Raw genomic sequence first — 15,197 nt, 5'->3', positions numbered from 1 at the left:
TCCCTTAGGCGAAGGGCTGCAAATTGACGTCCTGAAGCTTGGAACTTGCAAGCAAAGCCTCGAGCACCTGCTTCTTGAGATACAGGCACTGCGAACGGGCAAGTTTGACGATGCCGGAAACGTCGCCTGCCTCGCAGGCAAGAACCAGTTCCTTTTGCTGGGCGATGATCAACTGGGTGAAGTCGCGCGACTTGAACCCGAGGTGGAGAACCCGCGCCGACTGGTCGAGGATCTGGTCCAGCAGATGCGCCAGCCGCAGATTTCCCGAGAGCTCCGCAAGGGCCAGACGAAAGGCACGATCGGCCGCAAGGAATGCAATTTGACTGCGTAGCGTCTCCGGCTTCAGCACTTTTTTTGCTGCCAGCCTGATGTCCTCCAGCCCGCGCTCGGTCATGTTCGATGCCGCCACCCTGAACACTTCCGGTTCGATCAAGCTACGGACATCGAAGATCTCGTTGACATCGCGCAGGCTGAGCGTCGCGACGACGTAGCCACGGCGCGGCTCGCTCCTGACCAGCCCTTCCTGCATCAGGCGGGCCAGCGCGGCGCGGATCGTCGCCTTTTTGATCAGGTATCGATCGCCGATCTGTTTCTCGGTCAGCGCTTCGCCGGGGCGCAGCACGCAGGCAATGATGTCATTCCTCAGCTGCTCATATGCCTGTTCCCTGCGAAGGACGTCGGCGGCTGACAGTGCTGTCGCCTCGACCGTGGCCGGCCTTGCCGGTTCGGCCCTCAACTTCGTCGTTTTCATATTTTGTCCGTCTGGCTGTCCGGTTGACGCTGGCATCAGCCTTCGCTAGCGTGAGCATCTCAGATTGGAAATCTGAGCATCTCAGGGAGGATAACTGATATGCCTTTACCCGCCAACTCGCCTCTCTACGCCGTTGCCGATGATATCGTCAATGCCGCGAAGGGGCCAGATCCCCTCGAAGCGGTAAGGACGGTCCTGGGCGACTACAGCAACCGTTTTCACGCATCGGCAACACTCGCTCACGAAGAAGACGACGACGAGGTCCTTTTGCATGCGAGCCCGAACCTGACGATCTATCACATCACGCTGTCGCCCGGCCTGCAGTACCCGCCCCACAACCACCGGATGGATGCCTTGATCGGCATCTACAAGGGCAGCGAGACGAACTTCATCTATCCCGTTGCTGGCAGCGAACTCGATGTTCCCGAAAGGCAGGACATCGCAGCGCCTGCCGTGGTGCATCTGGCGTCAAATACCGTGCATTCGGTTGCGAATACAGGCAGCGCGCGATCGGGTGCGCTGCATGTCTACCTCGGCGATCTCACACGAACCCACCGCCAGCTGTGGAGCCCGGACAGCAACCAGGCCGAGCCGTTTGACAATGACCGCTACCTCGCCGGCGCTCGGCCCATTCAGCAGTCCGGGCACGAATGAGCGCGGGGGCGCCACGGGCGGCAAAGTCGGCAGTGATCAGCGAACCCGTCGGAATCGCGTCACACTTGTCACTCTCGCCAATCTGCTATCGCCCCTATCCTATCTCACGACCCAACACGTCGCGCCTGCGGCGACAAACCAGCAAGGGAGATGCACAATGACGGCACATCAGAATGGCACAGGCGAGCAGACGACGCGGCTCGCGATGAAGACACCACCGGTCGTTTCGCCTGACGCGTGGGAAGCCGCGCGCCAGCAACTGCTCGTGAAGGAGAAGACGGTGACCCGGGCTCGCGACGCACTGGCCGCCGAGCGCCGGCGGATGCCGTGGATGGCGGTGGAGAAGACCTATACGTTCGAAGGGCCCGACGGAAAGGTCAGCCTGCTCGACCTGTTCGAGGGCCGCCGTCAGCTGATCGTCTACCGCGCCTTCTTCGAGCCCGGCGTATTCGGCTGGCCCGACCACGCTTGCCGCGGCTGCTCGCTGGGGGCCGATCAGGTCGGCAACCTCGCCCATCTGAACGCCCGCGACACCACGCTTGCCTACGCCTCGCGCGCACCGCAGGCCGACATTGCGCGGCTGAAGGCGCGGATGGACTGGAAGATGCCCTGGTACACCATCACCGACAGCTTCGATGCCGACTTCGGCGTTGACGAGTGGCACGGTCATAACGTGTTCATCCGCGACGGCGATCGCGTGTTTCGCACCTACTTCATCAACAACCGCGGCGACGAGGCGATGGGGACGGTATGGAGCTATCTCGACCTGTCGCCGCTCGGCCGCCAGGAGGTTTGGGAAGATTCGCCCGAGGGCTATCCGCAGACGCCGACGTACAAGTGGTGGAACTGGCACGACAATTACGGCGCCGAAGCCGTTCCCGACAAAAAGTGGGTCGAGGTGTCGGACGCGGGAGAGGCCGCGTTCCGGAACCGCACTGAATAGAACGTCTTTGGCGTCGCGGAAATGCGGCTAGGACAATTGGAGGAGCGGGATGCACGGTTCAATTCGACCGCATCCCGCTCACTGTGCAGGACAACGGACATGAGCGAGATTCATGCAGGCGGATCCGCCGGCGATGCGAGCCCGGCCGGCCATAGTGCAGCCGATTGGCTGTCCTTTGCGGCCGCGCCGACCTTCGCAACCATGGCGCTGCTGACGCTTCTCGGCGGAGCGCCGGATATGATGTGCTCGACCGGCCAAGAGGCGTCACCGCTGGGCGGCATGGTCCCGATGTACCTGCTGATGAGCGCCTTTCATTTGGGACCTTGGCTGAAGCGGGTTTCCGGCCCGCGACGCCGCCGCAAATAGAGCTGTACCGGCCGACAAAGGCCCGTTCTGGTCGGGAAGACATCCCTCACCAGATCCACTCGCCCCTTCCCAAAACCGCTACCGCATCGACAATCCGGGTAAAGCTCGAGCGGGCGCGGCCGGCCGTGTGCCTGGCGCGCAAATAGCCGTGCACCAGTCCCGGCTCCTCGAACCACCAGGCGCGCCCGCCTGCAGCAACGATGCGATCGCGATAGGCTTCGCCGTCCGACGACAGCGGGTCGCATTCGGCGGTGATCACGATGGTGGGCGGCAGATTGGCAAAGTCGGCGTCGGCGAGCGGCGACAAGGTGAGATCGCCGGTGCGGTCCTCGCCACCGGTCCTGATGTCCTTGTAGAAAACGAGGTCGCGCACGTTAAGCATCGGCGCTTCCGCGTGGGTGACATAGGAACCGGCGGAGCTGTCGCCGCCAAGGCCGGGATAGACTAGGATCTGGCCGATCGGCTTGCGCGCATGGCCGCGCGTCGCGTGGCTGACGGACGCGGCGAGATTACCGCCGGCACTGTCGCCGCACAGCAGGATAGGCCGTTCGTAAGTGGTCGACGCCCATTCGAAGGCGCTGATGGCATCGTCGAAGGCGGCCGGATGAAGGTGTTCCGGCGCCAGCCGGTAGTCGACCGAAACCACTTCGTAGCCGGTGCGGCTGCAAAGCTCGGCGCAGAGGTCGTCATGGCTGTCGAGCCCGCCGAGCATAAAACCGCCGCCATGGAAATAAAGCACCATCGCCGCCGTTTCCGGCGCCGGAGCGCGGTAGATGCGGATTGGAACCGGATGCCATGGCGTGGCAATGGCGGTGGTTTCCGCCGTGACGCCTTGGGGATAGCCGGCAAAGAACTCGCGGCACATCCGGTTATAGATCTCGCGCTGCTCGGCGATAGTGTAGTCGATCGTATCGGGCGGATAATAGGAATTGGTCCGCTCGATGAAGGACCAGGTCTCGGCGTCGATGAGCTTTTTGTAGTCGGTCATGGGCGCTGAATGGATCGCAAAGAATCCGCCTGAACACCCTTGCGGGGGAGATGCCCGGCAGGGCAGAGGGGGGTGTGAAGGATCGCCATCATCTCCTCAGCGTCATTTCCCCTTCCACACCGGATCGCGTTTTTCGGCAAAGGCGCGAAAGCCCTCGAGATTGTCCTCCGAGCCGTAGAGCGCGTCAACCGTCGGCAGTTGCCGGCGCGTCACCCGGTTCATGGCGTCCTGGAAGGTCAGCGATTCTGCGACCCGGGCCGTTTCCTTGATCGCAGCGAAGACCAGCGGCGGGCCGCTGGCAAGCAGCCGGGCGATCTCCCAGACGCGGTCCTCCAGCGTGTCCTTGGGCAGCACTTCGTTGACCAGGCCCCAGCGATGCGCCTCGGCGACATCCATCCAGCGGCCGGTGAGCAAAAGGTCCATGGCGACGTGATAAGGGATGCGCTTCGGCAATTTGATCGTCGCCGCATCGGCCAGCGTGCCGGCGCGGATTTCGGGCAGGGCGAAGGAGGAATGATCCGACGCATAGATGAGGTCGCAGGACAGCGCCAGTTCGAAGCCGCCGCCGACCGCCATGCCATTGACGCAGGCAATCACCGGCTTGTTGAGATCGCGCAGTTCCTGCAACCCGCCGAAGCCGCCGACGCCATAATCGCCGTCGACCGCGTCGCCGCCGGCCGCGGCTTTCAGATCCCATCCGGCGCAGAAGAACTTGTCGCCGGCGGTCTTGACGATGGCGACGCGCAGGTCGGGATCGTCGCGAAACGCCTTGAACGTCTCGCCCATCAGCCGCGAGGTCTTCAAGTCGATGGCATTGGCCTTCGGCCGGTCGAGCGTCACTTCGAGGATCGTGCCCTCGCGGCGGGTGGTGATGATTTCAGCCATTCTTCTTGTCTCCCAGCACCAGCAGCGCATCGGCGATCCAGGCGCCCTTGCCCTCGGTGCAGACGATCAGCGGATTGATGTCGAGCTCCTCGATTTCGCCGGCATTTTGCTGCACGAAGCCGGCAATGCCTGATATCGCATCGATTGCCGCCGCGACGTCGGCCTTCGGCCGACCGCGATAACCGTCGAGCAGCGGGAACAATTTCAGCCCGCGCAAAGCGGCCTCGATATCGTCGGGGGTCGCCGGCAGCATCAGCGTGACGCTGTCGCGCAACAGCTCGACCAGCACGCCGCCGGTGCCGAGCGTCATCACCGCGCCGAACATCGGGTCGCGGGTGAAGCCGACCAGCAGCTCGGCGACGCCATCGCGCACCATGCGCTCGACATAAAGCCCGGTGCCGAGCGGGCCGAGGTCATGCGCCGCGGTGCTGACGGATTCGGCATCCCTGAGGTTGAGCCGGACCGCATCGAGCTCGGATTTGTGGATGACGCCAAGGGCCTTCAGCGCCACCGGGAAGCCGAGCGCCATCGAGGAGATCACAGCCTCGACCGCATTGCCGGCGCGCTCGCCCTTCGGCACGGGGAGCCGGGCCTCGATGAGCCGCGCCTTCGCCTCGGCCTCGTCCGGCGTGACATGGTCGCCGGCCGGCGCGCCGGACGCCGAGGTGTCGATCGGCTGCGCCTGCGGCTCGCGCCACGCCCAGCCGATGAAGGCTGCCGCCTGGGCGGCGTCCATGGCCTCGGAAATGCCGAACAGCGGCACCATGCCCCGCGCCATCAGCCCGGCGGTGTATTCCTCGGGGAGGTTCTCCGGCAGCGAGGAGACGATCGCGCCTTGCGCGCGGTTGGTCTTCAGCGCCGCTTCGAAGGCGCGCAGCGTCGCCCACCAGTCGGTGTCCGAGCAGCGGTCGGGGCGCGGGAAATCGAGCACCAGCATGTTGAGGTCGAAGCCGCCAGACACCATGGCGGTGAAGGTGGCGGTCATCGCCGGCTCGTTGTTCCAGATGAAGGTGTGGTAGTCGAGCGGGTTGGCCACCGCGACCAGCGGCCCGAGCGTCGATTTGACATGCGCGCGGTGCTCGGGCGTGAGTGGCGGAAACGTCACCCAGCGGCCTTCGGCGCTGTCAGCCATCACCGACGCCTCGCCGCCCGAACAGCTCATCGACGACAGCCGGTAGCCGGGCAGGGGTCCGGTGACGTGCAGCAGCTTCAGCGCCTCGATGAAGGCCGGGATCGAATCGATACGGGCGATGCCAAGCCGCTTCAGGAACGCGCCGGACGCTGCGTCCGAGCCGGCCAGCGACGCGGTATGCGAGACGGTCGCCTGCCGCGCCTGCTCGGAGCGGCCGACCTTCATGGCGATAACAGGCTTTTTCAGCTCGCGCGCCCGTGCCGCCAGCCTTTCGAAGCCGGCTACCGAATCGAAAGCCTCGATATGCAAGCCGAGCGCGGTGACACGGTCGTCCTCGATCAGGCCGAGCGCCATTTCGGAAAGCCCGGTCTGCGCCTGGTTGCCGGCGGTCATCAGAAAGGCGATCGGCAGGCCGCGCTTCTGCATCGTCATATTGATGGCGATGTTCGACGACTGGGTGATGATGGCAACACCGCGACCGCCTTCTGGCAGCCTGATGCCGCCATGCTGGTCGGGCCACAAAAGCGCGCCGTCGGTGTAATTGATCAGCCCATAGCAGTTCGGCCCGATGATTGGCATCCGGCCCGCCGCCGCGACCAGCTCGGCCTGCAGCCGCTCGCCGTCCTCGTCATAGGCCTCGGTTTCGAGGAAGCCGGCGGCGAAGCAGACCGCACCGCCGGCGCCGCGCTCGGCCAGCGCCTTGACCACTTCGATGGTCAAGTGCCGGTTGACGCCGATGAAGGCGGCATCCGGCGCACCGGGCAACTCGGCCACCGAGCGATAGGCCTTGCGGCCGGCGACTTCGTCCTTGCTCGGATGCACCGGCCAGATCTCGCCGGCAAAGCCCATCTTGATCGATTGTGCGACGACGGCAGCCGCCTGCGCACCGCCGAACACTGCAATGGAGCGTGGACGCAGGAGACGTTCAAGTCTGTGCATCGATCAGCCCCCGAACGGGCGCAGCAGCGCCCGCGAAATAATGTGGCGCTGGATTTCCGACGTGCCTTCCCAGATGCGCTCGACACGGGCGTCGCGCCAAATGCGTTCCAGCGGCAGGTCGTCCATCAGCCCCATGCCACCATGGATCTGGATCGCCTCGTCAGCGACGAAGGCAAGCATTTCGGTGGCCTTCAGCTTGGCCATGGCCATGTCCTGATCGGTGACGGTGCCCTGATCGTACTTCCAGCCGGCTTCGAACACCATCAGGTCGGCGGCTTTCAACTCGGTCGCCATGTCGGCGAGTTTGAACGACACGCCCTGGAACTTGCCGATCGGCTGGCCGAACTGCTGGCGCTGCGCGGCATATTCGATGGCGTGGCCGAGCGCCCGCTCGGCACGGCCAAGGCAGGTGGCGCCGACTTGAAGGCGGGTCGCGCCGAGCCAGGAATTGGCAACGTCGAAACCCTTGTGGACCTCGCCGAGGACCTGGCTTGCGGGCAGCCGGCAATCGTCGAATTCGAGTATGGCGTTGGTGTAGCCGCGATGCGAGACGTTGCGGTAGCCGTCGCGCACGGTGAAACCCTTGGTGCCCTTGTCGACGAAGAAGGCGGTGATCTTCTTGCGTTTTCCACGCGAAGACTCTTCCTCCCCCGAGGCCATGAAGACGATGGCGAAATCGGCAATGTCAGCGTGGCTTATGAAATGCTTGGTGCCGTTCAGCACCCAGTCGTCGCCGTCTTGCACGGCGGTTGCCTTCATGCCGCGCAAATCGGAGCCGGCGCCCGGCTCGGTCATTGCCAGGCAATCCCATTTTTCGCCGCGAATGCACGGGAACAGATACTTCTCGCGCTGCTCCGGCGTGCCGGCAAGAAGGATGTTCGAAGGCCGCGCCACGCAGGTCCAATGCAGCGCGTAATTGGCGCGGCCGAGTTCCTTTTCATAGAGCAGCCAAGTCACCGTATCGAGCCCGGCGCCGCCGACAACGGCCGGCATGTTGGCGGCATAAAGGCCGGCTTCGATCGCCTTGGCCTTGATCTCCTCGATCAGCTCGCGGCGCAGCACGCCGGTGCGCTCGACCTCGCGCTCATGCGGGTAAAGCTCGTTCTCGACGAAGGCCCGCGTCGTCTCGACGATGAGCTTCTGCTCCTCCGAAAGACCAAAATCCATGGTCTCAGCCTTTCTTCCTTTTCTTCGGCTTTTCAGCCTTGGCCTTCTCGGCCGCCTTGGAGGCGGTGGGCTTCTTGGCCGCAAGCTTGGCCAGCTGCCTGGTGTAGTCCTTATGCAAGGCGCCGGCGCCCCAGCCTTTGCCTTTGTTCTGCTTCGACAGTGCCTCCATGATGGAGACCAGATTGTCGTCGCGGATCTTTTCGAGCTCGCGGATCGACAGACCGTGCGCCTGGTCGTCCGACTGGGTCGCGATCAGCTCGACCAACTCGTCGTTGAACTCCGGCACGTCCATCAGCTTGGTCCACGGCCATTTCAGGCACGGGCCGAACTGCGCCATGAAGTGGCGCATGCCGGCCTCGCCTCCGGCGACGCGATAGACCTGGAACATGCCCATCTGCGCCCAGCGCAGGCCGAAGCCATAGCGCATGATGTCGTCAAGCTCCTCGACCGTGCAGATTCCGTCCTTGACCAGCCACAGCGCCTCGCGCCAGGCCGCTTCGAGCAGGCGGTCGCCGACGAAGGCCTCGATCTCCTTGCGGATCACCACCGGCTTCATGCCGATCGAGGCATACATCTCCTTGGCGACTTCGATCGCCTCGGGAAAGGTCTGTTCGCCGCCGACGATCTCGACCAGCGGCAGGAGATAGACGGGGTTGAACGGATGGCCGACGACCAGCCGCTCCGGATGCTTCTTCATCGCCACCTGCATGTCGGTCGGCTTGATGCCGGAGGTGGAGGAGCCGACAATTGTGTTGGCCGGGGCATAGAGGTCGATCTCGGCCAGAACGCGGTGCTTGAGGTCGAGCCGCTCCGGCACGCTTTCCTGGATGAAGTCGGCATCGGCCACCGCCTCGGCGATCGTCTTGGCGAAGGTGAGCTTGCCCTCTTTCGGCAGACCTCCGGGCAGCATCTGCTTGTAGGCGCGTCGCGCTCCCTTCATCACCTCGCCGACCTTGCGTGACGCCTCGGGATCTGGATCGAAGATCGACACGTCGATGCCGTTGAGCAGCAGCCGCGCCACCCAGCCGGCGCCGATGACGCCGCCGCCGATGGCGGCCGCCTTGTTGATGATGCTCATGCGGAGGCTCCGGTTCTTGTCCTGGCTGTTGCGGGGTCGGTGAGGGCGACACGCTCGCCGGCACGGATCACGGACGCGTCATAGGCCTTGCGCGCGAACACTTCGAGCACGAAGGGCCGGAAGAAATCGATCGGCAATGTCTCGTAATCCGGGTCGAAGCTCGACTGATCCCAGCGTTCGCAAAACTCATCGCAATCGTCGAAATACATGTGCCCGGCGAAACGGTCGCGGGCGTGCGGATTGCCGCCGAGGTGGTGGGCGTAATAGAGGCGCTGGAAGTCGCCGTGCTTCTCCACCACCCAGGTGCATTGCTCGCGCACAAAAGGCTTCAGGATGGCGGCTGCATACTCGTCGTGATTATAGGGCGCGTAGATGTCGCCGATATCGTGCAGCAGGGCGCAGGCAAGCCAGTCGGTGTCGGCGCCGTCGCGCCAGGCCCGCGTTGCCGCTTGCAGCGAATGGCCGAGCCGGGTGATCTTGTAGCCGGACAGGCCTTCGTCGAGCTGGATCAGCGCGTCGAGCAGACGCTCACCGGTCTTTGCCGCGTAGTCGATCTCATGCTCGGTGAGGAAGGCATAGTCCTCGCGGTCGCCGTCCTTCATGGCAGTGAATTTCACGGTCTTCATCGGCGGCTCCTCCCAACCGGCTAGCGGCTTTTCAAAGCGGTGCGCGCTTCGTCAGGTTCAGCTTTTTGCGCACCTCATCCGGGCCGATGACCCTGGCGCCCATATTCGACACGATGCTGACCGCCCGCTCGACCAGCTGCGCATTGGTCGCCAGCACCCCCTTGTCGAGCCAGAGGTTGTCCTCCAGCCCGACGCGGACATTGCCGCCGGCCAGCACCGCGGCCGCGACATAGGCCATCTGGTTGCGGCCGATGGCAAAGGCCGACCAGTTCCAGGTTGGCGGCACATTGTTGACCATCGCCATGAAGGTGTTGAGGTCGTCCGGCGCGCCCCACGGCACGCCCATGCACAACTGCACCAAGGCGTCCGGCTTCAGCACTTCTTCCTCGACCAATTGCTTGGCGAACCACAGATGGCCGGTGTCGAAGGCCTCGATCTCCGGCTTGACGCCGAGCGCCGTCATTATGCCGCCCATGGCGCGCAGCATGCCGGGCGTGTTGGTCATGACATAATCGGCCTCGGCGAAATTCATGGTGCCGCAGTCGAGCGTGCAGATTTCCGGCAGGCACTGGCGCACATGCTCCATGCGGTTTGTGGCACCGCCCATGTCGGTGGCTTTTTCGTTCAGCGGCAGCGGGTTCTCCGGCGGGCCGAACACCATGTCGCCGCCCATGCCGGCGGTCAGGTTCAAAACAACGTCGACATCCGCCGCGCGGATGCGCTCCGTTACTTCGCGATAAAGGTGCACGTCGCGTCGCGGCTTGCCGGTCTCGGGATCGCGCACATGGCAGTGCACGATCGCCGCACCTGCCTTTGCTGCCTCGATGGCCGAATCGGCGATCTGCTTGGGCGAACGCGGCACGTGCGGGCTGCGGTCCTGCGAACCGCCGGACCCGGTCACGGCACAGGTAATGAAAACCTCACGGTTCATCGCTAACGGCATCGGACACTCTCCCAATAGAACGTAGGGCAAGAATGCCTGACTTGCCGGAAACTGTTTTGCGTTTTACGAAGATCGTGTGACCAAAACCGAAAAACCGACGATCTTTCGTGCCGAACGTTTGCCGCTCAAGGTGACGCTGCTGGTATTCTCCGGCTCGTCGATCATGTGCGTCGCGTCGGCCGTCGATCCGTTGCGCGCCGCCAACCGTATTGCCGGTGAGACGCTGTTCGATTTCAGGCTGGTCTCGGTCACAGGCGAGGCGCCGGTCACCACATGCGGCCTGCCGGTGGCGGTCAGCGGCCGCTTCGATGCGGCTGACACAACCGACATGCTGGTCGTCGTCGCCGGCTTCGGCACGCAGAACTATGCCACATCGGCTCTGCTGTCCGGACTGCGCCGGGCGGCGCGCGCGGCGCGCGCCTGCGGCGGCGTCGAGGCCGGCACCTGGCTGGTGGCGCGCGCGGGCTTGCTGGAGGGGCGCAGCGCCACCACCCACTGGGAGGACATGGAGGATTTCTCTTCGGCCTTTCCCGGTGTCGACGTGCGCCCCGACCGCTACGTCATCGACGGCCCGGTGTTCACCTCCGGCGGCGCCTCACCGACCTTCGACCTGATGCTGCATCTGATCCGCACGCGGCTCGGCATGGCCGTGGCGCTCGATGTCGCGAGCGTCTTCATCTATGACCAGGCGCGCGCCGCGACGGACGCGCAGCCGCTGGTCTCGCTCGGCCGTCTTGACGGCTACGATCCCAGGCTGGCGCAAGCCATCCGGCTGATGGAAGCGCATGTCGACCAGCCGCTGACCATCGCCGCGGTGGCAAAGCGCGCCGGGGTGACGGCACGGACGCTGGAAAGCATCTTTCGCAAGTCGATCGGCGAAACGCCCGGCGCTTATTACCTCAGGCTGCGCCTCGGCGCCGCGCGCCGCCTGGTGGTCGACACGCGCATCGCCATGGCGGACATTGCCGGGCGAACGGGGTTTTCGTCCGCCGCGGCATTTTCCAGAGCGTTTTCAAGAGCGTTCGGCGAAGCGCCGGTCAGGCTGCGCCAGAGATAGTAGGGGTCAGGCAGCGTCCTGGCGGACGCTGTTGCCGTCGATCTGCGAGCGCATCTGTCTCGCAAGATGGGTCTCGAAGCGGCTGGCGACCGCGCGATCCCATTCGTTTGCACTCAACGCACCTTGCTTCGGGTACGGCAGCGCCATCAGCCGGTCGATGATCGATCCGGCCTCGCCAGATGAGAGCAGGGCGTCGATTTCGCGTTCGTGCTGCATATCGTTTCGCCTCCTTCTTTCTGTTCCCGCCACGAACCACATATACGAGATTCGTGACGGCTGTTTGAAGGCAAGAGCGAGGCGATTGAGGGGCGATGCCGGGCAAAGTTTTGTCCGCCGCCGCCCATCTTGGGCACGATCGTTCCGGCAGTCAGGCAGTGCTTCAGCCAAGCCGCATCGACAGTTCAACATCCTCGCCGAACGGCGTGGACATGTAGCCACTCCCGGTCGAGCGCACCCGCTCGAGGTATTCGGGGCAAAGATCGGCGTTGTCGGCAGCGACGAAGGCGCCCGGCCTGAGGCGGTTTTCAACCAGACTCAAGATCTCGGGATAGAGCGCTTTGGCGCCGTCGAGCAGAAGCAGGTCGACGGTTTCGGGAAGATCGACGCTTAATGTTTGCAGCGCGTCTCCTTCGCGGATTTCCACCATGTCAATGAGACCGCCTGCTGTCAGATTACTCCTGGCGCGCGTCACCTTGGATGGCTCGAACTCGCTGGTGATCAGGCGGCCGCCGCCATTGTCCCGCAAGGCTGCGGCAAGGTGCAGGGTCGAGATGCCGAACGAGGTTCCAAATTCGACGATCGTCCGTGCGCCGCTGCCTCGTGCCAGCATGTAGAGCAGCGTGCCGGTCTCTCGCGAAACGGGAAGCCAGAGGTCCCTTAGCCGCCCATAGAGCTCGACGTATTCGGTCTTGCTTCGAACCAGGCGCATCCGCTCCTCGGCGGAGAATTCTGCCACTGCAGGGCTCGTTGCCGCAGCGGCTTCCTCGAACAGGCGGTCCAGCAGGGGCGCGAGCGGCTTTGTCGTCAGTGTGGTCATAGCGGTCTCCAGTCAAAATTGAATGCGTTCTTGTGCGGCATTCAAAATACGACTAATCATTCGCATTCACTAATCGCATTGGCGCGCCTCGCAATGAGCGATCACCGAAGTCCGCGGATTTCCTCGCGAAAACAGCCCAAGCAGGTCCGCTCGGCGGAGCTCGTCGCTGCGATTTTGCAGGCTGCTGTTCAGGTTTTGGCGAAAGAAGGCGCACAGCGCTTCACCACGGCACGGGTGGCCGAGAAGGCCGGTGTCAGCGTCGGATCGCTGTATCAGTATTTTCCGAACAAGGCGGCGATCCTGTTCCGGCTCCAGAGCGACGAATGGCGGCAGACGACCGATTTGCTGCGCGACATCCTCGAGGATATCAGGAAACCGCCGCTTGAACGGCTGCGCGGCCTGGTCCACGCCTTCCTCCGCTCGGAGTGTGACGAGGCCGCGGTGCGTGTGGCGCTCGACGACGCCGCACCGCTTTACCGCGATGCGCCTGAGGCGCAGGCGGCAAGGGCGTCCGGAGACCGCACCATCCAGATCTTCATGCAGGAGGCGCTGCCCAACGCCGCGCAAGTGACTCGCGAATTGGCCGGCGACTTGATCGTGACGACGCTCAGTACGGTGGGGAAGCAGTTCTCGGAGGCGCCCCGAACTTCCGCGGAGATCGAAGCCTACGCCGACGCCATGGCCGACATGTTTTGCGCCTACCTGAGAGGCCTCGATCACGACTAAGACCTTGTCGTCGGTCTCAGCCCCGCGGAAAGTGCTCTTTATCCCGCGGCCGCTGAACAATGCGGCCGCGAACGGGGTACGCCTCAGACGTACCGGTTGACGATATTTTCGAGCAGTTCCTGGCGGCCGGATCTGGGCTGCGGCTCGATCTTTTCCTTGACGACGCGCTCGGCGATTTCCTCCAGCGTGCGCTTGCCGGCAAGCATCGCCTTGGCCTCGGCCGCATCCCAGCCGGCATAGCGCTTGGCGAGCGGGGCGGACAGCGCCTTGTCCTCGACCATGCGCGCTGCCGCCTTGAGACCGCGTGCGCAGCAATCCATGCCGCCGATATGGCCGATCAGCAGATCCTGCGGATCGAGCGACTGGCGCCTGAGCTTGGCGTCGAAATTGGTGCCGCCGGTCTTGAAGCCGCCGGCCTGCAGCACCTGGTAGTAGGCCAGTGCCATCTCCGGCACATTGTTGGGGAACTGGTCGGTGTCCCAGCCCGACTGGTAGTCGTTGCGGTTCATGTCGATCGAGCCGAAAATGCCGAGCGCATTGGCCAGCGCCAGTTCATGCTCGAACGAATGGCCGGCCAGGATGGCGTGGCCCTGCTCGATGTTGAGCTTGACCTCATTCTCCAGTCCGAAACGCTTGAGGAAGCCATAGACGGTGGCGACGTCATAATCATACTGGTGCTTGGTCGGCTCCTGAGGCTTCGGCTCGATCAGGATGGTGCCTTCGAAGCCGATCCTGTGCTTGTAGTCGACGACCAGATTGAGAAAGCGGCCGGCCTGTTCCTGCTCGCGGCCAAGGTCGGTGTTGAGCAGCGTCTCATAGCCCTCGCGGCCGCCCCACAGCACGTAGTTCTCGCCGTTCAGCCGCTTGGTGACGTCGATGCAGTGTTTCACCGTCGCCGCCGAATAGGCAAAGACGTCCGGATCGGGATTGGTGGCGGCGCCCGACATGAAGCGGCGGTTGGAGAACAGGTTGGCCGTGCCCCACAACAGCTTGACGCCGGTCTGCTTCATTTTTTTAGCAAAATAGTCGGCGATCTCGTCGAGCCGCGCCGCACTTTCGGAAAAGTCCCGGCCCTCCGGCCGCACATCGGCATCGTGGAAGCAGAAATAAGGCGCGCCCAGCAGCGAAAACATCTCGAAGGCGATGTCGGCCTTGAGCTTGGCCAGTTCCATCGTGTCGACACCGCCGGCTTTGGGGAACCATGGCCGGTCAAACGTCTGGCCGCCGAACGGATCGCCGCCCGGCCAGGCAAAGGAATGCCAATAGGCGACGGCAAAGCGCAGATGGTCTTCAAGCCGTTTGCCGGCGACGATCTCGTCGGGATTGTAGAACCGGTAGGCCAGCGGATTGGTCGAATCCGGTCCCTCGTATTTGATCTGCTGGATATCGCCGAAAAAACCGCTGGTCATGTTCTTTTCCTCTCGCATGGTTCGGCCTGATTACCTCAGGCGTAATTGGTTTCGCGTTGGTGCTGGGTGAAAGGCACATGTCAAAGCCACTCAACGAAGGAGACAGACCATGACCGACCTCAACACCATTGCCGAAAACTACATCGCCGCCTGGAACGAGAGCGACGCCGCGCGCAGGAAAGCCTTGCTCGAGGCGACCTTCACCGAGGACGTCGGCTATCGCGATCCGATCATGCAGGGCGACGGCCATGACGGCATCGCGGCGCTGATCGACGGCGTGCAGCAGCGCTTTGCCGGCTTCAGGTTCTCGCTGAAAGGCAAGCCGGACGGCTTCGCCGATACCATCCGCTTCTCCTGGAACCTCGGGCCGGACGGCGTCGAGTCCATCATCGAAGGCACCGATATCGGCGTCATCGAAAATGGCCGGCTGAAAAGCATCACCGGCTTTCTCGACAAGCTGCCGGCGCAGTGAGGCCTTTTCGGCAGGCCGCGGCGAG

General features: G+C 63.8%; 17 protein-coding genes. 6 read left to right on the top strand and 11 right to left on the bottom strand.

What is annotated here, in order from left to right; all coding sequences use genetic code 11:
* Positions 1-4 precede the first annotated feature (4 nt).
* Positions 5-751: a GntR family transcriptional regulator gene (locus NKH23_RS00535; protein ID WP_352911647.1), complete on the bottom strand. Its 747-nt coding sequence runs from the start codon at positions 749-751 to the stop codon at positions 5-7.
* A gap of 99 nt (positions 752-850) precedes the next feature.
* Here NKH23_RS00535 and NKH23_RS00530 point away from each other — a divergent pair, with 99 nt between their 5' ends.
* The 3 genes from NKH23_RS00530 to NKH23_RS00520 all read left to right on the top strand — a co-directional run bounded on the left by NKH23_RS00530 (position 851) and on the right by NKH23_RS00520 (position 2,714).
* The gene (locus NKH23_RS00530) at positions 851-1,405 is read left to right on the top strand and encodes an autotransporter (RefSeq protein WP_353034137.1); all 555 of its coding nucleotides are present in this window, start codon (positions 851-853) and stop codon (positions 1,403-1,405) included.
* A 157-nt stretch (positions 1,406-1,562) separates the two neighbouring features.
* A complete protein-coding gene (locus NKH23_RS00525) occupies positions 1,563-2,348 on the top strand; it encodes a DUF899 domain-containing protein (RefSeq protein WP_023677589.1) in 786 nt (261 codons plus the stop codon).
* A gap of 99 nt (positions 2,349-2,447) precedes the next feature.
* Positions 2,448-2,714 (top strand): hypothetical protein, encoded by a 267-nt coding sequence (locus tag NKH23_RS00520; protein ID WP_352915079.1) that lies wholly within the window; start codon positions 2,448-2,450, stop codon positions 2,712-2,714.
* 46 nt (positions 2,715-2,760) lie between these two features.
* Here the strand turns inward: NKH23_RS00520 and NKH23_RS00515 are convergent, their stop codons facing one another.
* The 7 genes from NKH23_RS00515 to bcoG form a co-directional block, all read right to left on the bottom strand.
* Complete coding sequence (locus NKH23_RS00515; RefSeq protein ID WP_352717237.1) at positions 2,761-3,702, bottom strand: alpha/beta hydrolase; 942 nt, start codon at positions 3,700-3,702, stop codon at positions 2,761-2,763.
* 102 nt (positions 3,703-3,804) lie between these two features.
* Positions 3,805-4,587 (bottom strand): carnitinyl-CoA dehydratase, encoded by a 783-nt coding sequence (locus tag NKH23_RS00510; protein WP_352717239.1) that lies wholly within the window; start codon positions 4,585-4,587, stop codon positions 3,805-3,807.
* Complete coding sequence (locus tag NKH23_RS00505) at positions 4,580-6,658, bottom strand: acetate--CoA ligase family protein (RefSeq protein ID WP_352915082.1); 2,079 nt, start codon at positions 6,656-6,658, stop codon at positions 4,580-4,582. Before NKH23_RS00505 ends, NKH23_RS00510 begins: the two co-directional genes overlap by 8 nt.
* A gap of 3 nt (positions 6,659-6,661) precedes the next feature.
* Complete coding sequence (locus tag NKH23_RS00500; protein WP_352915084.1) at positions 6,662-7,825, bottom strand: acyl-CoA dehydrogenase family protein; 1,164 nt, start codon at positions 7,823-7,825, stop codon at positions 6,662-6,664.
* 4 nt (positions 7,826-7,829) lie between these two features.
* The gene (locus tag NKH23_RS00495) at positions 7,830-8,903 is read right to left on the bottom strand and encodes a 3-hydroxyacyl-CoA dehydrogenase NAD-binding domain-containing protein (RefSeq protein WP_352915087.1); all 1,074 of its coding nucleotides are present in this window, start codon (positions 8,901-8,903) and stop codon (positions 7,830-7,832) included.
* Positions 8,900-9,529: an HD domain-containing protein gene (locus NKH23_RS00490; RefSeq protein ID WP_353034134.1), complete on the bottom strand. Its 630-nt coding sequence runs from the start codon at positions 9,527-9,529 to the stop codon at positions 8,900-8,902. Before NKH23_RS00490 ends, NKH23_RS00495 begins: the two co-directional genes overlap by 4 nt.
* Positions 9,530-9,560: 31 nt before the next feature.
* Entirely contained in the window at positions 9,561-10,472 is a 912-nt protein-coding gene (bcoG, locus tag NKH23_RS00485; protein ID WP_352915093.1) for a 3-dehydrocarnitine:acetyl-CoA trimethylamine transferase BcoG, read from the bottom strand.
* A 76-nt stretch (positions 10,473-10,548) separates the two neighbouring features.
* Here bcoG and NKH23_RS00480 point away from each other — a divergent pair, with 76 nt between their 5' ends.
* Positions 10,549-11,529, top strand: a complete 981-nt coding sequence (locus NKH23_RS00480) for a GlxA family transcriptional regulator (protein WP_352516932.1) — start codon at positions 10,549-10,551, stop codon at positions 11,527-11,529.
* 6 nt (positions 11,530-11,535) lie between these two features.
* On the opposite strand, the gene NKH23_RS00475 is transcribed toward NKH23_RS00480, so the two are convergent.
* On the bottom strand, positions 11,536-11,745 hold the full coding sequence (locus tag NKH23_RS00475; RefSeq protein ID WP_352915096.1) for a hypothetical protein: 210 nt from the start codon (positions 11,743-11,745) through the stop codon (positions 11,536-11,538).
* Between the two features lie 163 nt (positions 11,746-11,908).
* The gene (locus NKH23_RS00470; protein ID WP_352915099.1) at positions 11,909-12,565 is read right to left on the bottom strand and encodes an O-methyltransferase; all 657 of its coding nucleotides are present in this window, start codon (positions 12,563-12,565) and stop codon (positions 11,909-11,911) included.
* Positions 12,566-12,658: 93 nt separating this feature from the next.
* Between NKH23_RS00470 and NKH23_RS00465 the strand changes: the two genes are divergently transcribed.
* Positions 12,659-13,291: a TetR/AcrR family transcriptional regulator gene (locus NKH23_RS00465; RefSeq protein ID WP_353015918.1), complete on the top strand. Its 633-nt coding sequence runs from the start codon at positions 12,659-12,661 to the stop codon at positions 13,289-13,291.
* Positions 13,292-13,374: 83 nt separating this feature from the next.
* Here the strand turns inward: NKH23_RS00465 and xylA are convergent, their stop codons facing one another.
* The gene (gene xylA / locus NKH23_RS00460) at positions 13,375-14,700 is read right to left on the bottom strand and encodes a xylose isomerase (RefSeq protein WP_352915104.1); all 1,326 of its coding nucleotides are present in this window, start codon (positions 14,698-14,700) and stop codon (positions 13,375-13,377) included.
* A 109-nt stretch (positions 14,701-14,809) separates the two neighbouring features.
* Between xylA and NKH23_RS00455 the strand changes: the two genes are divergently transcribed.
* Positions 14,810-15,172: a nuclear transport factor 2 family protein gene (locus tag NKH23_RS00455; RefSeq protein WP_352915107.1), complete on the top strand. Its 363-nt coding sequence runs from the start codon at positions 14,810-14,812 to the stop codon at positions 15,170-15,172.
* The last annotated feature ends 25 nt before the right edge of the window (positions 15,173-15,197 follow it).

It is taken from the genome of Mesorhizobium sp. M1328 (assembly GCF_040318075.1).
In the GTDB taxonomy this organism is placed as follows: Bacteria; Pseudomonadota; Alphaproteobacteria; order Rhizobiales; family Rhizobiaceae; genus Mesorhizobium.
Note: the sequence above shows the minus strand (reverse complement) of the source record. Positions and strands in the feature narration are given on the sequence as shown.

Coding starts and splice junctions, on each gene's coding strand:
- NKH23_RS00490 (WP_353034134.1), bottom strand. CDS start 9,529: ATGAAGACCGTGAAATTCACTGCCATGAAGGACGGCGACCGCGAGGAC.
- NKH23_RS00530 (WP_353034137.1), top strand. CDS start 851: ATGCCTTTACCCGCCAACTCGCCTCTCTACGCCGTTGCCGATGATATC.
- xylA (WP_352915104.1), bottom strand. CDS start 14,700: ATGACCAGCGGTTTTTTCGGCGATATCCAGCAGATCAAATACGAGGGA.
- bcoG (WP_352915093.1), bottom strand. CDS start 10,472: ATGCCGTTAGCGATGAACCGTGAGGTTTTCATTACCTGTGCCGTGACC.
- NKH23_RS00475 (WP_352915096.1), bottom strand. CDS start 11,745: ATGCAGCACGAACGCGAAATCGACGCCCTGCTCTCATCTGGCGAGGCC.
- NKH23_RS00520 (WP_352915079.1), top strand. CDS start 2,448: ATGAGCGAGATTCATGCAGGCGGATCCGCCGGCGATGCGAGCCCGGCC.
- NKH23_RS00500 (WP_352915084.1), bottom strand. CDS start 7,825: ATGGATTTTGGTCTTTCGGAGGAGCAGAAGCTCATCGTCGAGACGACG.
- NKH23_RS00515 (WP_352717237.1), bottom strand. CDS start 3,702: ATGACCGACTACAAAAAGCTCATCGACGCCGAGACCTGGTCCTTCATC.
- NKH23_RS00465 (WP_353015918.1), top strand. CDS start 12,659: ATGAGCGATCACCGAAGTCCGCGGATTTCCTCGCGAAAACAGCCCAAG.
- NKH23_RS00535 (WP_352911647.1), bottom strand. CDS start 751: ATGAAAACGACGAAGTTGAGGGCCGAACCGGCAAGGCCGGCCACGGTC.
- NKH23_RS00455 (WP_352915107.1), top strand. CDS start 14,810: ATGACCGACCTCAACACCATTGCCGAAAACTACATCGCCGCCTGGAAC.
- NKH23_RS00505 (WP_352915082.1), bottom strand. CDS start 6,658: ATGCACAGACTTGAACGTCTCCTGCGTCCACGCTCCATTGCAGTGTTC.
- NKH23_RS00495 (WP_352915087.1), bottom strand. CDS start 8,903: ATGAGCATCATCAACAAGGCGGCCGCCATCGGCGGCGGCGTCATCGGC.
- NKH23_RS00510 (WP_352717239.1), bottom strand. CDS start 4,587: ATGGCTGAAATCATCACCACCCGCCGCGAGGGCACGATCCTCGAAGTG.
- NKH23_RS00525 (WP_023677589.1), top strand. CDS start 1,563: ATGACGGCACATCAGAATGGCACAGGCGAGCAGACGACGCGGCTCGCG.
- NKH23_RS00470 (WP_352915099.1), bottom strand. CDS start 12,565: ATGACCACACTGACGACAAAGCCGCTCGCGCCCCTGCTGGACCGCCTG.